22 protein-coding genes are annotated in these 23208 nt (G+C 37.7%); 6 read left to right on the top strand and 16 right to left on the bottom strand.

All coding sequences use genetic code 11. The annotated features are described in order from the left end of the window. Positions 1-459: 459 nt before the first annotated feature. Positions 460-666, bottom strand: coding sequence for a transcription antiterminator/RNA stability regulator CspE (cspE, locus tag MT390_RS10485; RefSeq protein WP_019613006.1), 207 nt, complete (start codon positions 664-666; stop codon positions 460-462). 751 nt (positions 667-1417) lie between these two features. Between cspE and MT390_RS10480 the strand changes: the two genes are divergently transcribed. Beyond that, the gene (locus MT390_RS10480; RefSeq protein WP_166371597.1) at positions 1418-1867 is read left to right on the top strand and encodes a YaiI/YqxD family protein; all 450 of its coding nucleotides are present in this window, start codon (positions 1418-1420) and stop codon (positions 1865-1867) included. 80 nt (positions 1868-1947) lie between these two features. Here the strand turns inward: MT390_RS10480 and nqrM are convergent, their stop codons facing one another. The 9 genes from nqrM to MT390_RS10435 all read right to left on the bottom strand — a co-directional run bounded on the left by nqrM (position 1948) and on the right by MT390_RS10435 (position 9654). After that, positions 1948-2172 (bottom strand): (Na+)-NQR maturation NqrM, encoded by a 225-nt coding sequence (gene nqrM, locus MT390_RS10475; RefSeq protein WP_166371596.1) that lies wholly within the window; start codon positions 2170-2172, stop codon positions 1948-1950. 2 nt (positions 2173-2174) lie between these two features. Further along, the gene (locus MT390_RS10470; RefSeq protein ID WP_166371595.1) at positions 2175-3203 is read right to left on the bottom strand and encodes an FAD:protein FMN transferase; all 1029 of its coding nucleotides are present in this window, start codon (positions 3201-3203) and stop codon (positions 2175-2177) included. A 5-nt stretch (positions 3204-3208) separates the two neighbouring features. Then, the gene (gene nqrF, locus MT390_RS10465) at positions 3209-4432 is read right to left on the bottom strand and encodes an NADH:ubiquinone reductase (Na(+)-transporting) subunit F (protein ID WP_166371594.1); all 1224 of its coding nucleotides are present in this window, start codon (positions 4430-4432) and stop codon (positions 3209-3211) included. Positions 4433-4498: 66 nt separating this feature from the next. Continuing rightward, entirely contained in the window at positions 4499-5107 is a 609-nt protein-coding gene (nqrE, locus tag MT390_RS10460; RefSeq protein WP_166371593.1) for an NADH:ubiquinone reductase (Na(+)-transporting) subunit E, read from the bottom strand. A gap of 5 nt (positions 5108-5112) precedes the next feature. Further along, positions 5113-5745 carry an NADH:ubiquinone reductase (Na(+)-transporting) subunit D gene (locus tag MT390_RS10455; protein ID WP_166371592.1) on the bottom strand — a complete coding sequence of 211 codons (633 nt, stop codon included), beginning with the start codon at positions 5743-5745 and terminating at the stop codon, positions 5113-5115. Then, positions 5738-6526 (bottom strand): Na(+)-translocating NADH-quinone reductase subunit C, encoded by a 789-nt coding sequence (locus MT390_RS10450; RefSeq protein WP_499441021.1) that lies wholly within the window; start codon positions 6524-6526, stop codon positions 5738-5740. The genes MT390_RS10455 and MT390_RS10450 overlap by 8 nt, the downstream gene beginning before the upstream one ends. Continuing rightward, positions 6519-7724 (bottom strand): NADH:ubiquinone reductase (Na(+)-transporting) subunit B, encoded by a 1206-nt coding sequence (locus MT390_RS10445; RefSeq protein WP_499441020.1) that lies wholly within the window; start codon positions 7722-7724, stop codon positions 6519-6521. The genes MT390_RS10450 and MT390_RS10445 overlap by 8 nt, the downstream gene beginning before the upstream one ends. Before the next feature lie 2 nt (positions 7725-7726). Then, on the bottom strand, positions 7727-9067 hold the full coding sequence (locus tag MT390_RS10440) for a Na(+)-translocating NADH-quinone reductase subunit A (RefSeq protein WP_499441018.1): 1341 nt from the start codon (positions 9065-9067) through the stop codon (positions 7727-7729). A gap of 275 nt (positions 9068-9342) precedes the next feature. Beyond that, positions 9343-9654 carry a BolA family protein gene (locus tag MT390_RS10435; RefSeq protein WP_166371588.1) on the bottom strand — a complete coding sequence of 104 codons (312 nt, stop codon included), beginning with the start codon at positions 9652-9654 and terminating at the stop codon, positions 9343-9345. A gap of 354 nt (positions 9655-10008) precedes the next feature. Here MT390_RS10435 and MT390_RS10430 point away from each other — a divergent pair, with 354 nt between their 5' ends. Both MT390_RS10430 and infA read left to right on the top strand, forming a co-directional pair. Next, on the top strand, positions 10009-10725 hold the full coding sequence (locus tag MT390_RS10430; RefSeq protein ID WP_499441016.1) for an arginyltransferase: 717 nt from the start codon (positions 10009-10011) through the stop codon (positions 10723-10725). Between the two features lie 119 nt (positions 10726-10844). Beyond that, a complete protein-coding gene (gene infA / locus MT390_RS10425) occupies positions 10845-11063 on the top strand; it encodes a translation initiation factor IF-1 (protein ID WP_007419779.1) in 219 nt (72 codons plus the stop codon). 131 nt (positions 11064-11194) lie between these two features. Here the strand turns inward: infA and clpA are convergent, their stop codons facing one another. From clpA to nrdD, 6 genes are all read right to left on the bottom strand, one after another. Continuing rightward, a complete protein-coding gene (clpA, locus tag MT390_RS10420; protein WP_499441014.1) occupies positions 11195-13462 on the bottom strand; it encodes an ATP-dependent Clp protease ATP-binding subunit ClpA in 2268 nt (755 codons plus the stop codon). Between the two features lie 39 nt (positions 13463-13501). Beyond that, positions 13502-13828 carry an ATP-dependent Clp protease adapter ClpS gene (clpS, locus tag MT390_RS10415; RefSeq protein ID WP_166371585.1) on the bottom strand — a complete coding sequence of 109 codons (327 nt, stop codon included), beginning with the start codon at positions 13826-13828 and terminating at the stop codon, positions 13502-13504. Between the two features lie 263 nt (positions 13829-14091). Next, on the bottom strand, positions 14092-15036 hold the full coding sequence (locus MT390_RS10410) for a chemotaxis protein CheV (protein ID WP_499441012.1): 945 nt from the start codon (positions 15034-15036) through the stop codon (positions 14092-14094). Between the two features lie 173 nt (positions 15037-15209). Then, positions 15210-15917 (bottom strand): DUF6942 family protein, encoded by a 708-nt coding sequence (locus MT390_RS10405; RefSeq protein WP_499441010.1) that lies wholly within the window; start codon positions 15915-15917, stop codon positions 15210-15212. 116 nt (positions 15918-16033) lie between these two features. Beyond that, positions 16034-16507 (bottom strand): anaerobic ribonucleoside-triphosphate reductase-activating protein, encoded by a 474-nt coding sequence (gene nrdG / locus MT390_RS10400; protein ID WP_499441009.1) that lies wholly within the window; start codon positions 16505-16507, stop codon positions 16034-16036. Between the two features lie 250 nt (positions 16508-16757). Next, entirely contained in the window at positions 16758-18890 is a 2133-nt protein-coding gene (gene nrdD, locus MT390_RS10395; RefSeq protein ID WP_499441007.1) for an anaerobic ribonucleoside-triphosphate reductase, read from the bottom strand. Positions 18891-19350: 460 nt separating this feature from the next. On the opposite strand from nrdD, the gene rsxA reads away from it, so the two are divergent. The 3 genes from rsxA to rsxC are packed head-to-tail and all read left to right on the top strand — an operon-like array spanning position 19351 to position 23208. Further along, a complete protein-coding gene (gene rsxA, locus MT390_RS10390) occupies positions 19351-19929 on the top strand; it encodes an electron transport complex subunit RsxA (protein WP_028870201.1) in 579 nt (192 codons plus the stop codon). Then, positions 19926-20498, top strand: coding sequence for an electron transport complex subunit RsxB (gene rsxB / locus MT390_RS10385; RefSeq protein WP_166371581.1), 573 nt, complete (start codon positions 19926-19928; stop codon positions 20496-20498). The genes rsxA and rsxB overlap by 4 nt, the downstream gene beginning before the upstream one ends. 1 nt (position 20499) lies before the next feature. Next, positions 20500-23208: an electron transport complex subunit RsxC gene (rsxC, locus tag MT390_RS10380; RefSeq protein ID WP_499441005.1), complete on the top strand. Its 2709-nt coding sequence runs from the start codon at positions 20500-20502 to the stop codon at positions 23206-23208.

Below are 23208 nucleotides of genomic sequence, written 5' to 3'. Positions count from 1 at the left end.
GCTAATTACCATTCAAGATGTAGAAATAAGTAGATGGCAGTGAACAAAGCCTAAATATAAAGATCAATAGCTGACGAACTAGAACGAACTTATGGCTATTTATAAGAGCTTAAAACAGCAATGATAAGAATTACCGTCTTTAATCGCACGAAAGGTCCTGTTTTATAATTTTAACGTAATAGCTCGAGTAGCGGTTGAATAATGTGTGTTGATTGATAACAGCTATAAGAAGCAGTTTTTTTGATAAAATTTATTGATGAAAATAGTCACAATATACGAAATATTTTAACTAGCCACGACTAAAAATGGAATTGAAAGAATAATAATAAAGAGGTTTAACAATAAGAAAGTAGCAAGGTTGATTGTATAGGATATTTTCTTTCAGGTATAAAAAAAGGCAAGTCAGTAACCTACCTTTTTTTCAATCAGAATGAGCGGTAAACGCTCATCGAAGCAATATTAAAGAGCTACGATGTTTTCTGCTTGAGGACCTTTTTGACCTTGAGTAACAGTGAACTGTACTTTTTGGCCTTCAGCAAGAGTTTTAAAACCAGTGCTTGCGATAGCAGAGAAATGTGCGAAAACGTCAGGACCGTTTTCTTGCTCGATGAAACCAAAACCTTTAGATTCGTTGAACCATTTAACTGTACCAGTAGTAGTAGACATGTGTATATCCTAATATATTTGAGTAATTTAACCTTAAAAAAATCAAGGCAGTTGGCTAGAAGTGTTGCTATTACTTATGATGTATAGGATTCGGTACATTAATACGGAACAAAGTACATAAATATAAAACGAACTTTCAAGCTAAAAAAGATTATATATAGGTTTAAAAAGGTGTCAATAGCTATTTAATTAAAATATAAAAAAAACATTAAATAAATTCGTAACAATAAATAAAAACGCATATTTATCAACACACTAAAATACAAAAAAAGAATGTGAATTAATATTATTTAGTAGAAAAGTAAGAAACAAGTAATACCTTCATTTGTAAAAAATAAGCCCTGACTTCTCTTTTTAACTATTAAACTAGTTTAAATGAGTGTGCATATTCCCCCTTAAACTAATTTAAAATAACTCCGCTTATTATGCGAATCTAGGAGAGAAAGCTTTCTTCAATATCATCAACAACACTTTTAACAATACATTCATAACATTATTAAAAACTTCATTATCAAAGCCATCACCATGATGAATATTTCGATAACACCGGTAATGTCCAAAAAAGAAAAGTAAATTTAATGCTCTAAAAATAATGAATTTTATATAGCTAACCAGCACCACAACAAAACCACACTAACCAATTGATATTTAATTAAATTATAATTTAATCGTTAAATAATGAATGAAATATAATGATTAATTAATAATAGATTTTTTGTTATATTTAAGCTTTAAAAATCAAGGAATAACTATGACAATTTGGATTGATGCAGATGCTTGTCCAGTATCTGTAAGAGAAATGGTATTAAGAGCAAGCATAAGAACACAGACCGAACTTATCTTTGTTGCAAACTCCCCCCTTCCTGTAAAAAGGACCGCTTTAGTAAAAACAGTTCAAGTATCACAGGGTTTTGACGTTGCGGATAACTACATTAGTCAGCATGTCGCCTTAAAAGATCTAGTGATCACTCAAGATATTCCATTAGCCGCTGAATTAGTTGAAAAAGGCATCATTGCATTAAACCCACGCGGAGAGCTATACACAGCTGATAATGTCAGACAACGACTCGCAATGCGGAATCTGGCAGAAGAACTACGTAGTGTTGGTCAAATCAGTGGAGGGCCTAATAAATTTTCAGACAAAGATAAACAAAACTTTGCGAACTCACTAGATAGGTGGTTACAAAAAGCAAAAAGGTAACATTATCTATTACTTAATACCGCCATTTAATGGCGCACAAGCATAGAAATACTACCTTTTGAAGTAAATGTAAAAGAAGATTATAGAATACGAGTTTCAGCTTGTAGCTTTAACGTACGGGCTTCTTCTGCTTCTTTCTTTTTACGATTATCACAAGGTTCAGGACAATCACATTCTTTATCGATACCAACAGAGGCTAAACCACCACAGCTCCCACCAATTGTTTTTTGGTTAACTATATAACCAATTGCCATCGCAACAATAACCAATAAAAAAACAACAAACGTGGCAATAAAATAGATCATGTTTATTCCTTTACAAAAAAGGGTTCAAATTCAGGCGTATAAGATTCAACAAATCCATCGCCTTGTTTAGTTAGTAAAAAAACGGGTTGATGAAGCTTATTTGCAAATTTTAACCCATTTTCAGGTCCTAATACAGTAATAGCCGTCGCTAATGCATCGGCGACCATACTACTCTTATCAATCACTGTCACAGACACTAACTTGTGATTAATCGGACGACCAGTAGTTGGATCAATAGTATGAGAATAACGAATACCATCAAACTCAAAATAATTACGATAGTCACCAGAGGTGGCAATTGCATTATCGCCGATATGCAATAGGCGCTGCACATTTTGACCGAATTCAGGACGCTCTACTGCTAATGTCCATGGCGCTTTATTAAGCTTAGTACCGCTTGCTCGCAATTCACCGCCAATGTCTACTAAATAGTTTGTGATACCCTGTTTAGTTAAAAACTCAGCAATTACATCAACACCGTAGCCTTTAGCAATGGAAGACAGATCAACATAGAGATCCGGCTTAGCTTTTACTAATTGGTTACCTTCGATAGAAAGATATTGGCTACCTATTTTTTGTTTAGTTTGTTCAATTAATTCAGCACTAGGTACTTTATTTGGTTTTTTATCTGGACCAAAGCCCCACAAATTGACCAATGGACCAACCGTAACATCAAACGCACCGCCACTTTGCTGATAAACCTTAAGAGCACGTTTAACGACCTTAATCGTCGCATCAGAAACCTCATAAGCATGTTTACTTTGGTTAAATAATGACAACTCAGATTGTGGACGATAGGTAGACATTTGATCATTTACCAACTCTAATTGTTGATCAATTAATGTCTGTAAGTGATTAGTTAAAAGTTGCTTATCTTTAGACTGTTCGCTAGAAAGCGCATAAGAAACTTGATAATAGGTGCCCATGGTTTGTCCCTGAATATGCAATAATTGCGCTTCAGGTTTTGAGCACGAAGATATAAAAAAGGCCAGCCCTATTAAGGCTAGCCATTTAATTGATGAGTTAATCATCAGGGTTAACCGCCGAAGTCATCAAGTAAGATGTTTTCGTCTTCTACGCCTAAATCTTTAAGCATAGCAATAACCGCAGCATTCATAACTGGTGGACCACACATGTAGAACTCACAATCTTCTGGAGCTTCATGGTCTTTAAGGTAGTTTTCAAACAATACATTATGAATGAAACCAGTGTAACCATCCCAGTTATCTTCAGGTTGTGGGTCACTTAATGCGACATGCCATTCGAAGTTTTCATTTTCAGCTGCAATCGCATCAAAATCTTCAACGTAGAACATTTCACGCTTAGAACGCGCGCCGTACCAAAAACTTGCTTTACGCGTTGTTTTTAAGCGACGGAATTGGTCGAAAATATGTGAACGCATTGGCGCCATACCAGCACCACCACCGATAAATACCATTTCATTTTCAGTTTCTTTGGCAAAGAACTCACCAAATGGACCAGAAATAGTTACTTTATCACCAGCTTTTAAGCTAAAGATGAATGATGACATTTTACCACAAGGTAATGACAGATCACGTGGCGGAGGCGTAGCGATACGCACGTTCAACATGATAATGCCTTCTTCGCCAGGGTAGTTAGCCATTGAGTAAGCACGAATCGTTTCTTCGTCAACTTTTGACTCTAAATCAAAGAATTTAAAGTGTTCCCAGTCACCACGGTACTGTTCTTCAATATCAAAATCTTTATATTTGATATGGTGAGCAGGCGCTTCAATTTGAATATAACCACCGGCTTTAAACGGTACAGATTCACCATCAGGAATTTGTAATTTAAGCTCTTTGATAAATGTTGCTTCGTTACCATTAGAGATAACCGTACATTCCCATTTCTTAACACCAAAGATCTCTTCTGGTAGTTCAATGCTCATGTCTTCTTTAACATTTACCTGACATGATAAACGTTCGCCATCTTTTGCTTCACGTTTAGTGATGTGATCAAGCTCAGTGGGTAGAATATCACCACCACCTGATTTAATTTTCACGCGACACTGGCCACAAGTACCACCACCACCACACGCAGAAGAAACAAATACACCAGCATTTGCTAATGCACCTAATAACTTACCACCCGCTTGGGTATGGATACTTTTGTCCGCATCATCATTAATAGAAATTGTAATATCACCTGTGCTTACAAGTTTTGCTTTTGCCGATAAAATAATAACGACCAATGCTAAAACGATAATTGTAAACATGGCAACGCCGAGAAAGATTTCCATCGACTTTTTCCTTGTTTTGAGAGGGAATAAATTCCCTCGAATTCATCTAAGCTAAAACAGCAACGATTACAGCTGGATACCAGAGAATGACATGAAACCTAATGCCATTAATCCAGCCGTTACAAATGTAATACCTAAACCACGTAAACCATCGGGTACGTCAGAGTATTTCATTTTTTCACGGATGCCCGCTAGAGCAACAATCGCAAGCGTCCAACCTACACCACTACCAATACCATAAACTGCTGATTCTAGTAAGTTATACTCACGTTGAACCATAAATGATACACCACCGAAGATGGCGCAGTTAACAGTAATAAGTGGTAAGAATATACCTAATGCTTGATACAAAGCTGGGAAGTATTTATCCAATACCATTTCCAAAATTTGTACTAAAGCAGCAATCACACCGATAAACGTAATAAAGCCTAAAAAGCTTAAATCCGCATCAGGGAAACCCGCCCAATCAAGTGCACCAGGTGCTAATAGGTTAAAGTAGATAATTTGGTTAGCAGGTACAGAAATACCTAATACTACAATTACTGCTACGCCTAGACCCATTGATGTTTTAACTTTCTTAGAAACAGCAAGGAAAGTACACATGCCTAAGAAGAAAGCGAGTGCCATATTTTCAATGAAAATAGAACGCACAAATAAACTAAGATAATGTTCCATTCAAATTACTCCTTTGGCTCAACTTGTTCTGGTTTAATTACTCGAATTGCCCAGATAATGCCACCTATGATAAAGAAGGCACTAGGAGGTAGAAGTAATAAACCATTACTTTGATACCAGCCGCCATTTGAAATTAACGGTAATATTTCAATACCGAACAGAGCACCTGAACCAAATAGTTCACGAACAGCACCAACTAAAACAAGGATTAAGCCGTAACCTAAACCATTACCCACACCATCCATAAAACTTGGGAAAGGTTTGTTTTTCATTGCAAATGCTTCAGCACGTCCCATTACAATACAGTTTGTAATGATCAGACCAACATAAACAGATAACTGTTTAGAGATACCAAAAGCAAATGCTTTTAGCGCTTGGTCTACTACTATTACTAACGAAGCAATAATCGCCATCTGTACGATAATACGTACACTGTTAGGAATATAGTTACGTATTGACGAAATAAATAAGTTAGAGAAAGCCGTTACAAACAATACCGCTAAGGTCATTACTACTGCGTTTTGTAAGGTGGCTGTTACTGCTAATGCAGAACAAACACCTAATACTTGCAGCGCAATTGGGTTATTGCTTACTACCGGAGAAGTTAATACTTCTTTTAATTCACTTGATTTAGCCATTGTTTAGCGCTCCTTTACGAACTTTGCTAAGAAATGGACCAAACCCTTGCTCACCTAACCAGAAAGTAAAGGTATGCTCTACGCCAACACTGGTTAGTGTCGCCCCAGATAAACCATCAATTTCATGTTTAGAACCAGCAGCAGCTTGTCCTTTAACAATTTTAATAGCAGGGTTGCCGTCAGCATCGAATAATTCTTTACCAACAAACAGTCCACGCCAGCGAGGATTTTCAACTTCACCACCTAGTCCAGGCGTTTCGCCCTGTTCATAGTAAGTGATAGCATCAATCGTATTACCATCTGGTTGTACAGCAACAAAGGCATACATAGTTGACCATAAACCAGCACCGTGCACAGGCAGGATAATACGTTGCAATTGACCGTTATCATCAGACACTAAATACACAGTCGCTAAATTAGCACGACGATTTATTTTAGCGACATTTTGATCAGCAGTTAATTTAACACTTTTCTCTGGATCTTTTGATGCTTTACGTTGGTCATATTTAGCAACTTCTTCTTTACTAAGATCAGTTACAAATTCACCCGTCGCTATATCAACTAATTTAGTTTCAATATTTGATGCAAAAATTTCTTTAGTTGATTTATTGGTCGTTAAACCAGCAACAGCCAGAATATTATTTTGCTTATCGATCTCTTTATTAGCGATTTGCATTGGACGTAAGCCAACTGCAGCACCAGCAACAATAATTGAACAGACTAGACAAACTGCCAGTACTACAATAATCGTTCTGCCAAATGTTTCTTGTTGATTAGACATTACGTGCGAGCCTCCGTTTGATATTGCCTTGCACCACAAAGTAATCGAATAACGGTGCAAATAAGTTAGCGAATAAAATAGCTAACATCATACCTTCAGGGAAGGCTGGATTTACAACACGAATTAATACCACCATCAAACCAATTAGAATACCGTAGTACCATTTACCTTTGTTAGTAAATGATGCTGATACTGGATCGGTTGCCATAAAGATCATACCAAAGGCAAAACCACCCATGACTAAATGCCAGTACCAAGGTAATTGGAACATATGGTTTGTATCACTGCCAATCACATTAAATAATAATGAAGTCGCAATCATACCTATCATAACGCCTGAAATAATACGCCATGAAGCTATACGCGTGATCACAATAAAGGCACCACCGATCAAAATAGCCAGTGTAGAAACTTCACCAATACTACCTTGCATATTACCAAGGAAAGCATCCATCCAAGATAGGTTAGATTGAACAGCTTCTAAGCCGCCTTGAGACATTACACTTAACGATGTTGCGCCCGAGAAACCATCAACAGCAGTCCAAACCGCATCGCCTGAAATATCCGTTGGGTAAGCAAAGAATAAGAATGCACGGCCCGCAAGAGCTGGGTTTAAGAAGTTACGGCCAGTACCACCAAAGATCTCTTTAGCAACAACAACACCAAAGGTAATACCTAAAGCAACTTGCCATAGAGGAATGGTTGCCGGTACGATCAATGCAAATAACACAGAAGAAACAAAGAAACCTTCATTTACTTCATGCTTACGCACACTCGCAAATAACACTTCCCAGAAGCCACCAACTATAAAAGTAACAGCATAAATAGGTAAGAAATAAGCGGCACCAAACAGGAAGTTATCAAATAAACCAGCACCAGAGCCAAGTGTGACTCCTAGCATATCTAATAATGCAACACGCCAATCTTCCAAAGCAGAGTAACCTGCAACGATTGCTTCATTAGCTTGTACACCAGTGTTGTACATGCCGTAAAACATTGCAGGGAATGTTGCTAACCAAACAAAAATCATCATGCGTTTAAGGTCAATACTATCGCGAACGTGAGTAATACCTTTGGTCACATGACCAGGTGTATAAAAAAATGTTGCTGCGGCTTCATACAGTGCGTACCATTTTTCATAACGGCCCCCTGCTTCGAAATGCGGTTCCATTTTTTCAATTAAGTTCTTAAGACTCATTATTAGCCTTCCTTCTCAATTTTACTTAGACATGAGCGCAAGATTGAACCGTATTCATATTTGCCAGGGCAAGCATAAGTACATAGTGCTAAATCTTCTTCATCTAATTCTAGGCAGCCTAATGTTTGTGCGCCATCTGTATCACCAACGATCAAGTCACGTAATAATACTGTTGGTAAAATATCTAATGGCATCACACGTTCATATTGACCGATTGGTACCATCGCACGCTTACTACCGCCAGTAGTGGTAGTAAATGCAAATTTCTTCGCACTATTTAATGCTGATAAGAATGCACTAGATACAGAGTGTTTATTAAAACCAGGAACACCCCAGCCAAATAGCTCTTTCTCATAACCTTCAATCAATGCTGATATTTGGTTATGGTAGCGACCTAAGTAGCCATGTGGGCCCGCTGCTGTAACACCACATAACACTGATCCAGAAATCACACGAACTTGACCTGTGATTAACTCGCCAGCAGTTAGTTCAGATACCGATGCGCCAAGCAATGTACGTACTAAACGAGGCTTTGTAACAGCAGGGCCAGCGACAGAAATCACTTTTTCACTGTATAATTCACCGGTAGTAAATAACTGGCCAAATGCAATTACATCTTGGTAGTTAATTGACCAAACTTGTTTAGTAGCGGAAACAGGATCAATAAAGTGAATATGTGTACCGGCTAAACCAGCAGGATGAACACCGGTGAAGATTTTTTCTTCCACGGTTGCCACTGCGCTTTTAGGCAATGCAGCTTCACCTTTACAAACATACACTTTACCCGATGTTAAATGCGATAAAATCGCTAGTCCATCGGTAAAGGCTTGTTGATTTTCATTAATGATAATCGTTGCATCTGCTGCTAATGGATTAGTATCCATTGCCGTCACAAAAATAGAAGCGGGTTGAGCATCAATAGCAGGTACTTTGCTGAATGGGCGAGTACGTAATGCAGTCCACGCGCCAGATTCAACTAAGTTTGCAATTATTTTGCTGCGTTCAAGGTTTGCTAATTGTTTACTTTCATACTTAGCAAATTGCACACACTCATTGCCTTGTATAGAGATAACAACAGATTGCAGTACACGTTTAGCACCACGGTTTATTTCTTTCACTACACCAGACGCTGGAGCGGTAAAAAGAACACCTTCATTTTTCTTATCAGAAAATAAAACTTGCCCTTTTTTTACGCTGTCGCCGACTTTAACAGCCATTGACGGACGCATACCAACGTATTCTTCACCCAGTATAGCAACTTCAGAAATGGCTGGGCCATTTTGAATGACTTGCTCTGGCGCTCCTGATATAGGGAGGTCCAGTCCTTTTTTTATAGTAATCATATTCTCTTGCACTATGTTACGGGAGGAAAGTTAGATGCCTTTCGGCAATAAAACATTACATGCAATCGTTTGCTATTAACAAACAATTAACACGTACGCTAAAAATTTCTCGCAAATATTAACATTAGAGAGGGGCTAATTGCTATATCAAATAAAAAGCTAACCGTAGTAAGTTCAAATTTAATAGAAAAAGTGTAACAAAATGTAGAGAGTCCATTAACACTTTGGCAATTTAGCTTTTCTCTCGCGTTTTATAGAAAAGCAATACTACGCTTTTATTTACCACCACCTAAACATTGTGCCGAATTAGGTGAGACTTGATTTTTTTCTGCCCATTGAGAAGGTGTGTAAGTATGTATTGCTAATGCATGTACCGGTCCTGCAAGTTCTTCAGCAAGTAATTCATTAACCAAGCGATGACGCATGATCAAACGTACCCCTTCAAACTCTTCACAAACAAGCGTGACTTTAAAATGAGTTTCGGAGTTAGGTGGGACAGAATGATTATTGCTTTCATTTTCTACTTGTAAATAATCAGCTTGAAAGCGTTTTTTTAGCTTATCTTGAATGGTTTGGTGGACGGTCATAAGGCCTCACATATTAATTTATGGCTGGAAGTTGGGCTGACGTTTATCGATAATACAGAAAACAGTTTATGTTACATGCTTAAGAAAAAATAGTTAACCTTTGCATTCATTGCCAAGGTAAAAATTTTTATTAACAAGCAAAAGTTGATGTAAGATGTTGGCATAGTTGTTTAATTTTAGATATCCACAATGAATACTATAGTCAGATTCACATAATAAAATTATCTATTTTACGATACACTGAAGTAAGTTTGAATTAAATAAAGACAGGGTTAAAATTTTGTTTATCCTAGACATACAGAAAGTTATCCAACCAATACTTAATCATATTAAAAAATAAGGATAAAATTCACCATGTCTAATGCTTCTGATCTTCGAGTAGGTTTAACCGCTGCTTTTGCTTGTTCCTATTTAGCCGATAAAGAAGAACAGCTCATTATGCTGGTTGATCCTGAAGTTCATGCAAAACAACATTATCCTGCTTTAATGTTGATAGGTTTTAGGCGTAGTGGTGATCAAGTGTATCGGCCACATTGCCCAGAATGTAATGGCTGCGAATCATTACGTGTGAATAGTCAAAATTTCAAGTTATCCAAAAGCCAAAAACGCTTAGTAAACAAAAATAAACATTTCACGACGTTGATAAGCACTACCCCTAAAGCATCCTACTACCCTCTATACGAACGCTACATTAATCAGGTTCATAAAGAAGGTGTCATGTATCCTGCTAACTCAGAACAATTTGAAGCTTTTTTAGCATGTAGTTGGGGAGATATGCTATTTATTGAAGTGTATGATGCTGAACAGTTAATATCAGTCAGTGTTACAGACCAACTATGTACAGACTCAGCAACCGATTGGAGTGCTTTTTATTGCTTTTATGATCCTGATTATAGTGAACATTCATTAGGAAAATATGCCGTTTTACAACAGCTAGATTTAGCAAAACAAAAAAACATAACGTTTCTGTATTTAGGTTATTACATTCACAACTGTCAAAAAATGAATTACAAAAATCAGTTTAATCCACATCAGCGCTTTATAAACCAACAATGGAAGTCCTTTGATTAGGGTTTCATTCACTATTTAGTTTGATTAATGAGCAACAATCCTTTACCACTCCCGATTATTCTGGCATTATGCGCCGATTGAAAGTAGCACAACTTACCTATACGAAGGATCCATCGCCAATGGCAAAAGAAGACAGTATTGAAATGCAAGGCACTATCTTAGATACTCTGCCTAATACAATGTTCCGTGTGGAATTAGAAAACGGTCACGTTGTTACTGCACATATCTCAGGAAAAATGCGTAAAAACTACATCCGTATTCTAACTGGCGATAAAGTGACAGTTCAATTGACCCCTTACGATCTATCAAAAGGTCGTATTGTTTTCCGTGCTCGTTAATTAGCCGGAAACCAAGTCAGGCTTTAAATAGTCATAAAAAAACCAGCTTTATCGCTGGTTTTTTTATGACTAAAATTTGTAACTACAATTGAAGTACGTAATAAACAAAAAAAAAGTTAGCAAATAAATGATTAATTACTCATTTCCACTTCTTTCTCAGTCTTTTTATCATAGACAAACTCAACACCATCCGCCGTTTCGTTTAAACGCACTGAGACACTACCACCCTCTTGTAATCCACCAAATAAGATTTCGTTCGCGAGTGGTTTTTTAAGTTTCTCTTGAATTAAACGTCCCATTGGTCTCGCCCCCATCGCTTTATCATAACCATGCTCAGCTAACCAATTACGAGCTTTGCTATCTACTTCAAGTGAAACTTGTTTTTTATCTAATTGCACCTGTAACTGCACTATAAACTTATCAACCACTTGGCTGATCACTTTTAAGTCTAAATGATTAAACCAAATAATATTATCAAGACGGTTTCTGAATTCAGGAGAAAAAATCTTATTGATTTCATCCATCGCTTTTGCACCTTCTTTCTGCTCTTTAAAGCCAATGGATTGTTTAACCGTTTCTTGCACGCCTGCATTAGTTGTCATCACCAAGATAACATTTCTAAAATCAACTTTGCGACCATTGCTATCAGTTAATGTTGCATGATCCATTACCTGCAATAAAATATTATAAACATCAGAATGTGCTTTTTCTATTTCATCTAACAGCACCACAGAATAGGGATGTTTAACTACCGCATCGGTTAACAAACCTGCTTGTTCATATCCAACGTAACCAGGTGGAGCACCAATCAATCTTGATACCGTGTGTTTCTCCATGTATTCGGACATATCAAAACGTAACAACTCTACGCCTAATGCTTTGGCTAATTGCTGTGTAACTTCCGTTTTACCCACCCCAGTTGGACCAGCAAACAAAAAAGATCCCACAGGTTTTAATTCATCAGATAAACCAGAACGATTCAAATGAATAGCATCAGTTAATGCATCAATAGCTGTATCTTGGCCAAAAACCGTCATTTTCAAACGGTCATGTAATTTTTCTAGTGCGTCTTTGTCTGAGCTAGACACGGACTTTTCTGGAATACGTGCGATTTTAGCAATAATGGTTTCAATTTCTGCCACACCAATGGTTTTTTTGCGTTTGCTGACAGGCAATAAACGCATTTGAGAACCCGCTTCATCTATCACATCAATCGCTTTATCAGGCAACTGGCGATCATTAATGTATTTAGCGCTTAATTCAGCCGCGGCCATCAATGCTTTGTTGGTATAACGAATATTATGGTGTTCTTCGTAACGCGAACGTAAACCGAGAAGAATTTGGCTAGTTTCTTTAACCGAAGGTTCAAGTACATCTATTTTTTGGAAACGTCTCGCCAGGGCATGTTCTTTTTCAAAAACCTGACCAAACTCTTTATAGGTTGTGGAACCAATACAACGAAGTTTGCCCCCCGTTAATAAAGGTTTTAATAGATTAGCAGCATCTAGTTGGCCACCCGTGGCCGCTCCTGCACCAATAATAGTATGGATTTCATCAATAAATAAAATCGCATTTTTTTGATCTTGTAGTTTTTTTAATACAGTTTTGAAACGTTGTTCAAACTCACCTCGGTATTTTGTACCTGCTAATAATGCCCCCATATCTAAAGAGTAGATAATATGGTCATCAATCACTTCCGGCACATCATTATGAACAATGCGATATGCAAGTCCTTCTGCGATTGCGGTTTTACCAACTCCGGACTCTCCAACTAACAATGGATTGTTTTTGCGGCGACGACACAGTATTTGCACGCAACGCTCTAATTCTTTTTCGCGACCAATTAATGGGTCGATAACACCAGCAACCACTTGCTCATTAAGATTAATGGTAAAGGGCATTTCATCGTTTTCTTCGACTTTAGATTCAATCTGCTCAGGCTCATGAAAGATCACCGTATCAGGGTGTTTTTCAACGCCATGGGAAAGGTAATTAACTACATCTAAGCGCGATACATTGGACTTTTTAAGGAAGTAAGCCGCTTGTGATTCTTGTTCACTAAAAATAGCCACCAGCACGTTAGCAGCACTAACTTCTGTTTTTCCCGATGATTGCACATGAAAAATAGCACGTTGCAGTACACGCTCAAAAGCGATCGTAGGTTGTATTTCTAGCTTTTGATTTTTAACCTCTGACAAACTGGGATTAGTATCTAAAAACTCTGTTAATTCAAGATGCAGGGAAACAATATCAACCGAACAAGCTAGCAAAATTTTCTTTATTTCTTCATTTTCCAATAAAGCTAATAATAGATGCTCTAATGTCATAAATTCATGGTATTTTTCATACGCAATTCGGAAAGCTAAATCGAGGCTATGTTCTAAAGGTTTATCTAGCATGGAGACTCCTTAGGAGAGTGGAAATAAAAAATGGCTTGGTTAACTCTCTTTTTCCATCGTACATTTCAATGGATGTTCATTTTCTTTTGCATAATTATTAACTTGCATTACCTTTGTTTCTGCAATTTCAGCACTAAATGTACCGCAAACACCGACACCTTTGTAGTGTACATTTAACATTACTTCCGTAGCAGCTTCATGATCTAATCGAAAGAAGCGTTGTAATACATCAATCACAAAATCCATTGGTGAATAATCATCGTTGTGTAATAACACACTATAAAGTGACGGCGGCACTAGCTTTGTTTCTTGGGATTCGATTGTTGCCGACTCATTTCCCGTTTGTGGAGAATTTTGTTCACTCATGTTTTAGTCTAGTCTTCATTATTAAAGTTATTGAAATAGTTAATATTATTAAAGCGATTTACGTTACCAGCATCTCATTTTTAATATTCTACTGAGTATAAACCTGTTTATAAAAGCCATTGATTCGGTAATCAACGCTGCAATTAAAAGCTAGAGTAAAGCTTAAGCAGATAATGTGCAATCGCGTAAAGACAAAAAGCGGTAGTGATGTGAAGTAGTCATAACTACATTTATTAATTTGCTCGTTTAACCAACAATTTTGATTATTCGCTTAATTTTGCTTTTAAACGTTGCTGCACTAACTCTACCAATAAGTCAGGCTGAAACTTAGAGAGAAATTCATTGCAGCCTACCTTTTTTACCATAGCTTTATTAAAGTCACCACTTAAGGAAGTATTAAGCACCACAAATAAGTCCGACATACGCGGATCATTGCGGATCTCAGAAGTTAATTTATAACCATCCATTGCAGGCATCTCAGCATCGGTGATCAGCATTAATATTTCATCTTCAATTTTTTTACCTTGGTCTGCCCAACCTTTTAAAATGTTCAATGCCTCTAAACCATTTTTAGCCGGAATAATCTCGACCCCTAATTGCTCTAAGGTACTAGCAACCTGATTTCTAGCTGTTGGTGAGTCATCTGCATGTAAAATTTTGCGACCAACGAATTCAGATATAATGCTCTCGTCCAACACTCCATCAGAAATATCCACTTTATAAACGAGTATTTCAGCGAGTACCTTTTCTACATCGATAATTTCAACTAACTCTTCAGTATCATTTCTTTTAAGCTTTGTTATCGCAGTTAAATAGTGCCCTCTACCTACCGTAGTCGGCGGCTCCATGATCTCACCCCAGGTCATATTAACAATATGATCAACTGGCCCAACTAAAAAGCCCTGAACACTTCGGTTATATTCGGTAATAATTAAATTTGATTGCTCATCGGGCACCAAGGGTTTCAGGCCGATAGCCGCCTTCAAATTGATAACGGGAATAGATTCCCCTCGAATAGTAGCAACACCATCGATATGAGGATGAGAGTTGGGTAATTTATTAAGGTAAGGTAATTTCACCACTTCTTTTACTTTAAAAACGTTTAAAGCAAACAGTTGACGACCTAAAAGATGAAATAACAATAATTCTAACCGATTTTCACCGACCAAATTGGTACGTTGATCAACCGTATCCATTAAGTTCGCCATACAAAATATCCTTTAAAAACAAATTTAAGAGTTGCTAAGTCTAGTTCGCTTTACAGAAAAGATATTGCGGATTAACAAAAAATGAGCAAAGTTTTAGAAACACAAATGAATTAATTGAATGTAAACCAAGTTATTAGCTATTAAAAAGTAGAGTTACAAACATAATCAATGGCTTATTCGCCCTCTGCAGTAGCTATTACGTCTTCGTCAGAACCTGTTACAAGCGCGTTTAATAGGAAAGATAAACGCTGTATTTTTTGATTGGATAATTGCCGATAATCAAAATAAGGGCAAACAATAACTGCGTGTTCAAAATTAATAGCAAATTCTTCATCTAACCACAGTAAGTCGACGCTCAGTTGCCCATCATTAATCATTTTTTTCGCATAAGTTCGGCCACAAATTATATGCACGGTATTATTTTTTATTTTATGAATTCTAACCTTACTCTTTTCAGCATTTGTATTTTCAACATGGCTACATTCAATAAGCTTATTTTCAATCTCGCTATTATCAAGATATCTATTTTCAACATAACTGCTTTCAATATTATTTAAACAAGGTGGAGTAAATATCAATGCGGTAGCGCTATCTTTTTGTAATAGAAATTGATCACGATATTGTTGCCACGTAGGCGCAAGTTCAGAAAAGTGAAAGTGATTTTTGTCTAAGGCATATAAAAGCTTGGCATAAACATTAAATACTTTACGCCAACCATTACCACAGGCTTTACCAATTGAATCAATTTCCCCTAGCTGTAAAGGCATTATATGTTTCAGAGATTCGTATTCAGGCATCTTTGGTTGATTGGCAATATACACAGCAAAGGTAAATTGAGTATCACCTAAAGCAACAACTTTATTTTTTATATGATTGTTCATTTTTTGTTTATCATTTTTTAAGTGGAGACTGTTTCATTGTTGACGCATTGATACTGTAATAAAAACGGTGTAACCGCGTTATTGAAACATGCTTTATCAGCACTACTTATGAATGATTAACAGCCTTTATGCAAATAATGAATCACTTGGTTACTACTACCTCGCCATGCTAAAGCAGGATCAGCTAAACTTTGTTCAAATTTACCATCAATGAGCACATCGATTAAATCAATTATTTTTTGTTGCTCTTGGTTTAGTGCTTCAAGCAAGTATCCAGTCCAAACCCAAATATCTTTACCTTGACACTCTCGCTTTACACGCTGGACTAGTTTAAACACTTGCTCAACATTAGCGGGATGCAGTGGATCTCCACCGGATAACGTTAATCCCTGTTTTTTTATCCGTTGATCATTAAGATCCTGAATAATTTGATCAGCAAGTTGATCGGTAAATAACTCACCGGCATTAGGCGACCAAGTTGATTGGTTATAACAACCTTTACATTGATGAATACAACCGGACACAAAAAGAGTACAACGCGTGCCTTCGCCGTTTAATACATCAATTGGGTAATATTTTGAGTAATTCATAACGAGCTCTTATTTGCTTAGTATTAGTTTTTTAATATTAGTTGTTTAATATTAGTTTCTTAATGTCAGTCAGTTGCTTAATATTCAGTTCGTCTGTGCCCACCAAAGCATTAAATGAAACCTTACCCTGGAGTCCGCTTTATCAGAGTGTTCATTTTTCTTATACAAACAAAAAAGTCGCTCCTAATAATTTATCAGCACAGACAAATCAAACCAAACCAAACAACTAAAGCGACCAATAAACCACAAGCTATAGATGCTTGACACGGCGTTTCACTTCTTCTTGTTTACCTTCATTAAACGGTCGTGCATCTGGGCTTCCTAAATACCCACAAACTCGGCGTGTTACAGCCACCTTATCAGGATCTGAATTACCGCAACTCGGGCATACAAAGCCCTTACTAGTACAATCAAACTCACCAGTAAATTTACATTCATAACATTCATCAATGGGGGTGTTAGTACCGTAATAAGGCACTCGACTGTAGCTATAGTCCCAAACGTCCTCTAACGCTTTAAGATTATGCTGCATGTTTGGATATTCGCCGTAACAAATAAAGCCGCCACTAGCGATCGGTGGATAGGCCATTTCAAAGTCTAACTTATCGTAGGGATTAACCGCTTTTTCAACATCTAAATGGAAGGAATTAGTGTAATAACCTTTATCCGTCACCCCTTCTAGCACACCGAAGCGTTTAGCATCTAAGCGACAAAAACGGTCACATAAATTTTCAGAGGGTGTGGAATACAAACTGAATGCATAACCAGATTGTTCGCTCCAAGCTTGAGTTGCTTGTTTTAAACGAGTGATGATTTGTAGCGCTTTTTGTTGCTTGGTGACACAATCAAAAATATGATCTTGATGACCATACAAAGCATTTACCGTTTCATGTAAGCCAATGTAACCTAATGAGATTGAGGCGCGGCCATCTTTAAAAATCTCAGCGATACAATCATCTGCTTTCAAGCGCACGCCACAGGCGCCTTCCATATATAAAATAGGAGCAACACTCGCTTTAACCTCACTTAATCTTTCAATACGCGTATCCAATGCTTTTTTAGCCAATAATAAGCGCGTATTTAATAATTCATCAAAACGTGCTTCATTACCATCAGCCTCTAATGCAATACGCGGTAGATTAATGCTCACCACACCAAGATTATTTCGACCATCATGAATTAATTCGCCCTGGTTTTTCCCCTCTTTTTGGTAATAAACATCTAAAAAGCTGCGGCATCCCATTGGGGTTTTAAATGACCCTGTGACCTCCACGACCTTATCGTAGTTTAAAATATCAGGGTACATACGTTTTGAAGCACAGGTTAAAGCTAACTGTTTAATATCATAATTTGGATCATCTGCTTGATGATTTAAGCCATCTTTAATCGCAAAAACTAATTTAGGAAAAATAGCTGTTTTACGGTTTTTACCAAGACCCGCTATACGGTTTTTAAGAATCGACTGTTGAATTAAGCGTGACTGCCAATCATTTCCTAAACCAAAACCAAAGGTAACAAAAGGTGTTTGTCCGTTTGCAGTGTGCAGCGTATTCACTTCATACTCTAAAGATTGAAAAGCGTTGTAACACTCTATTTCCGTTTGTTCAGTTGCATAGGCATGCACATCTTTAATACTCCAATGTTGTGCTGTTTTTAAATGCTTCTCAAAACTTTTGGTTACATAGGGAGCAAGTATAGTGTCGATACCATTAATGGTAGTGCCACCGTAAATGTGGCTGGCGACCTGTGCAATAATTTGTGCTGTTACTGCGGTTGCGGTTGAAATTGACTTAGGCTCTTCAATTTCTGCATTACCCATTTTAAAACCATCCGTAAACATGCCTTTAATATCAATCAACATACAATTAAACATCGGGAAAAAAGGTGCATAATCTAAATCATGGTAATGAATTTCACCCGCTTCGTGTGCTCGCACGACATCACGAGGCAAAATATGCGACTTGGCATAATGCTTAGCAACAATACCAGCCAATAAATCGCGTTGCGTAGGGATCACCTTGCCATCTTTATTGGCATTTTCATTTAATAATGACGCATTACTTTGTTCAATTAATCCATCTATTTCGCTGTTTAAATGACTTTTTCGTTCTCGTGCAATATCTCTATCGTGACGATACTCAATATATATGCGAGCCAGTTCAATATGATTACTTTTCATCAAACAGGCTTCAACAGCATCTTGAATATAATGGATATCTACTTGGTCTTGTCCTGCTAAGCTTGCTTCAACTTCAGCGGCAATCGCAAAAGCATCCACACCTTTACAACGAGCAGCGCCAGAGGCTTTTAAAACCGCTTCTGCAATGCGTAAAGCATTAAAAGGGACTTGACTACCATCTCGTTTGATCACAACAGGTTTCATTTACAGCTCCAATAATTAATTCACAAGACACAATATATAGTGTCCGTGAACTATACCTAGCACAATATGTAGCATATTGATGTAAATCAACTTTGAAAACACCATGCTCAATTTGAACTTTAAATATTCAACTGAATGAAATAAATAAACCCTATAATATTTTTTAAAAGATCTCGGTTTATGATGAAAATGAGCAACAAAAAATAAGTAAAAAGTTAAATAACTACGTAAACTCTCATTAATTAATACTTATCAACATGACACCTTCACCATAGTTATCCTTTTAAAGTTACCCTATTAAAATCTCAATTAATTGGGTGCTTTAATTGATTACAACAGCAAATAACTAGATCGCTAAAATTGATAATACTTTTACGCTGAACTTATCAACTTTTATTGTTATAATGCGCGTCATTTTCAACGCATCAAATCACCTACGAAAGTAGTGGAATTATTATTTATGAGCGATTATTTTTTACTCTTTTTTGGCACAGTGTTAGTTAATAACTTTGTGTTAGTGAAATTCTTAGGATTATGCCCTTTCATGGGCGTTTCAAATAAAATTGAAACAGCTGTTGGTATGTCATTGGCGACTACTTTTGTATTGACCTTAACGGCTGCGCTTTCTTATATTGTAAATAATTATTTATTAGAGCCTTTAGGATTACACTACTTACAAACTTTAAGCTTTATTTTAGTGATTGCCGTGGTGGTACAATTCACTGAAATGGTCATGCATAAAACCAGCCCAACTTTGTACCGTTTGCTAGGTATATTTTTACCATTAATAACCACTAACTGTGCAATTCTTGGTTTAGCCTTACTAAATTTAACTGAGCAACATAATTTTGCTCAGTCTGTTATTTATGGGCTAGGTGCCGGTGCAGGTTTTTCATTAGTATTGGTATTATTTTCATCAATACGTGAACGTTTAAGTGCCGCTGATGTGCCATTACCCTTTAAAGGCGCATCTATCGCGATGATCACTGCAGGTTTAATGTCGTTAGCATTTATGGGCTTTACTGGGTTAATTAAATGATCATTAGTATTATTGTTGCGATTTTAACGCTAGGTATTTTAGGGCTTATTTTTGGCTCTTTATTAGGTTACTCGTCTATTCGATTTAAAGTTAAAGAAGATCCAATAGTTGAAGAACTTGATGCGATGCTACCGCAAACGCAATGCGGTCAATGCGGTTACCCGGGTTGTAAACCTTATGCCAAAGCCATCGCTGAAGGTGATGACATTAATAAATGCCCACCCGGCGGTGAAGCTGTAATGTTACAGTTAGCAGAGCGTATGGGGATTGAGCCTAAAAAACTAGAAGGTGAAGAAAAGCCAAAGGCGGTTGCCTTTATCCGTGAAGACGAATGTATTGGCTGCACCAAATGTATTCAAGCTTGTCCCGTTGATGCCATTTTAGGTGCAACAAGACAAATGCACACGGTGATCACCGATGAGTGTACCGGCTGTGAACTATGTGTCGCACCTTGTCCAACCGATTGCATCGACATGCTACCGATCAAAATAACGACCCAAAATTGGCAGTGGAACTTACAAACAATTCCAACTAAAACAATTCCAACTGAAAGCAATGACGAGCCGTAACATGACCCAGCCTAATTATTTATTAAGTGACAAAAAATTAGAACAAATTGCTGCCGGTAAGATGTGGGATTTTCATGGTGGTGTGCACCCTGTTCAAAACAAACAGCAGAGTAATCAAAGTGCCATTACCGATGCGGGTATTCCCGAAGAATTAATTATTGCCGTTGAACAAAAAGGGCATATCCCAGAGCTATTAGTAAAGGTTGGCGATAACGTATTAAAAGGTCAGCCTTTAACCAAAGTTTATGGCGCATTAGTGGTTCAACATGCCAGTAGTTCAGGCACAATAAAAGCGATTGAACCTAGAACCGATTGTCACCCATCAGGTTTACCAGTGTTATCTATTGTTATTGCCACTGATGGCTTAGACAGAATTTATCCATATCAAGGCTTTGAAAATTATCGTAATGAAAACCCTGCAACCTTAGTTGAAGCAGTTCAACAAGCGGGCATCATAGGATTAGGTGGCGCTGGTTTTGCTACGCATTTAAAGTTAGCACACAGTGAAAACCGCTTATTAATTATTAATGCCATTGAGTGTGAACCTTACATCACTTCTGATGATCGTTTGATTCAAGAGCATGCCGATGAGATTATCGAAGGCATTGAAATAATGCAGTATATGCTGCAACCTAAACTAACTATTTTTGCGGTTGAAGATAACAAACCAGAAGCCATTGCAGCTTTTACTAAATCATTACAAGCATTACCTGACAGCATCAGAGAAAAAATATTACTCAGAGTGATCCCAACACGCTATCCGTCTGGTAGTGCTAAACAGTTAATTGAAGTATTAACTGGCGAGCAAACACCGGCTCACAAACATTCTTCAGAACTTGGCATCGTGATGCTTAATGTCGGTACTATATTTGCGGTAAAAGAAGCCATCATTAATGGTAAACCTCTGGTATCGAGAATAGTCACAGTCACTGGAGACGCTTTTGTTAAAAAAGGTAATGCACGGGTACGTATCGGGACACCGATCCAGCATCTCCTAGATACTTATTGGTTAAATGAATTAGACCATCAGAAGCTTATTATCGGCGGTCCTATGATGGGATTTACCGTTAGCGATCCTGAAATGCCAGTAAGTAAAATTTGTAACTGCCTATTAGCACCAACGATTAAAGAACTACCAGAGCCCAAAGAGGAAATGAGCTGTATTCGCTGCAGTGAATGTGCAGAGGCTTGCCCCGTTGAGTTATTACCACAACAATTACTTTGGTACTCACAAAGTGAAGACCATAAAAAATTAGAAGAGTATGACCTATCAGCTTGTATTGAATGTGGAGCCTGCGCTTATGTTTGTCCAAGCCATATACCATTAGTGGAATATTACCGCGTCTCTAAAGCACAAATTAAAACTGAAAAAGTTGAAGCAGAAAAAGCTGCAATTGCACGCCAACGCCATGAAGACAGAGAGTTACGTTTAGAAAACGAGAAAAAACAGCGACAACTCAAACATAAACAAGCCGCTGAAAAACGTAAACAACAAATGAAAGACAATAATAATGGCGAAGACCTTGTTGCAGCAGCATTAGCACGTGCCAAAGCGAAAAAACAAGCTAATGCAAATTTAGACATCAGCAAAGAGGCTGATACAGCTAATGTAGAGAAACCAAGTTCTCAAAATAGCCAAGTAGCCGCAGCGATTGCTCGCGCAAAAGCAAAAAAATTAGCAGCTGCAGAAACAGCGACTGAACCAACAACTCAGCAAGCTGATCCTAAAAAAGCAGCCGTCGCAGCCGCTATTGCCCGTGCAAAAGCGAAAAAACAAGCTGCTGCAAATACAGACTCAGAGTTAGAGACCGCTACTGAACCAACAATTCAGCAAGCAGATCCTAAAAAAGCAGCTGTAGCAGCGGCTATCGCCCGTGCAAAAGCAAAAAAATTAGCTGTCGAAAATGCAGAGCCAGAGACAGCCAGTGAATCAGCGACTGAGCCAACAACTCAACAGGCGGATCCTAAAAAAGCAGCCGTTGCAGCCGCTATTGCCCGTGCAAAAGCGAAAAAATTAGCTGCAGCAAATGCTGACTCAGAGACAACTACTGAATCAGCGACTGAACCAACAATTCAGCAAGCAGATCCTAAAAAAGCAGCCGTTGCAGCCGCTATTGCACGAGCAAAAGCGAAAAAATTAGCTGCTGCAAATGCTGAATCAGAGACAACCAGTGAATCAGCGACTGAACCCACAACTCAACAAGCTGATCCTAAAAAAGCAGCCGTTGCAGCCGCTATCAAACGCGCCAAGGAAAAAAAATTAGCTGCTGCAAATACAGACTCAGGAACAACTATTGAATCAGCGACTGAACCAACAATTCAACAAGCAGATCCTAAAAAAGCCGCCGTTGCAGCCGCTATCAAACGCGCCAAGGAAAAGAAATTAGCAAAAGAGGCTGAGACGGATCAAACAAACAATCCATCAGAGCCTGATAATACAGAAGTGATCAAACAACGCGCTATACGAAAAGAGCAAGCTCGTTTGCATAAAAAACAATTGGAAGAAGCGCAACAATCGACACAAGAAATGCCAAAAATGAGTGTTCAAGAAACACAACCAGAAACGAACAACGAAGACGATACTCAACAGGCTCAAGTAATAGCATCTAATGAGTCTGTCAGTGATAATAATCAAGATGATAGAAAAGCCAAAATAGCGGCTGTCATTGCCAAAGCAAAAGCCAAAAAACTGGCACAGAAGGATCAATAA

The sequence above is a fragment of the Vibrio sp. 2-Bac 85 genome, assembly GCF_037546705.1.
GTDB lineage: Bacteria > Pseudomonadota > Gammaproteobacteria > Enterobacterales > Psychromonadaceae > Psychromonas.
This window is presented reverse-complemented; position numbering and strand designations above follow the sequence as displayed.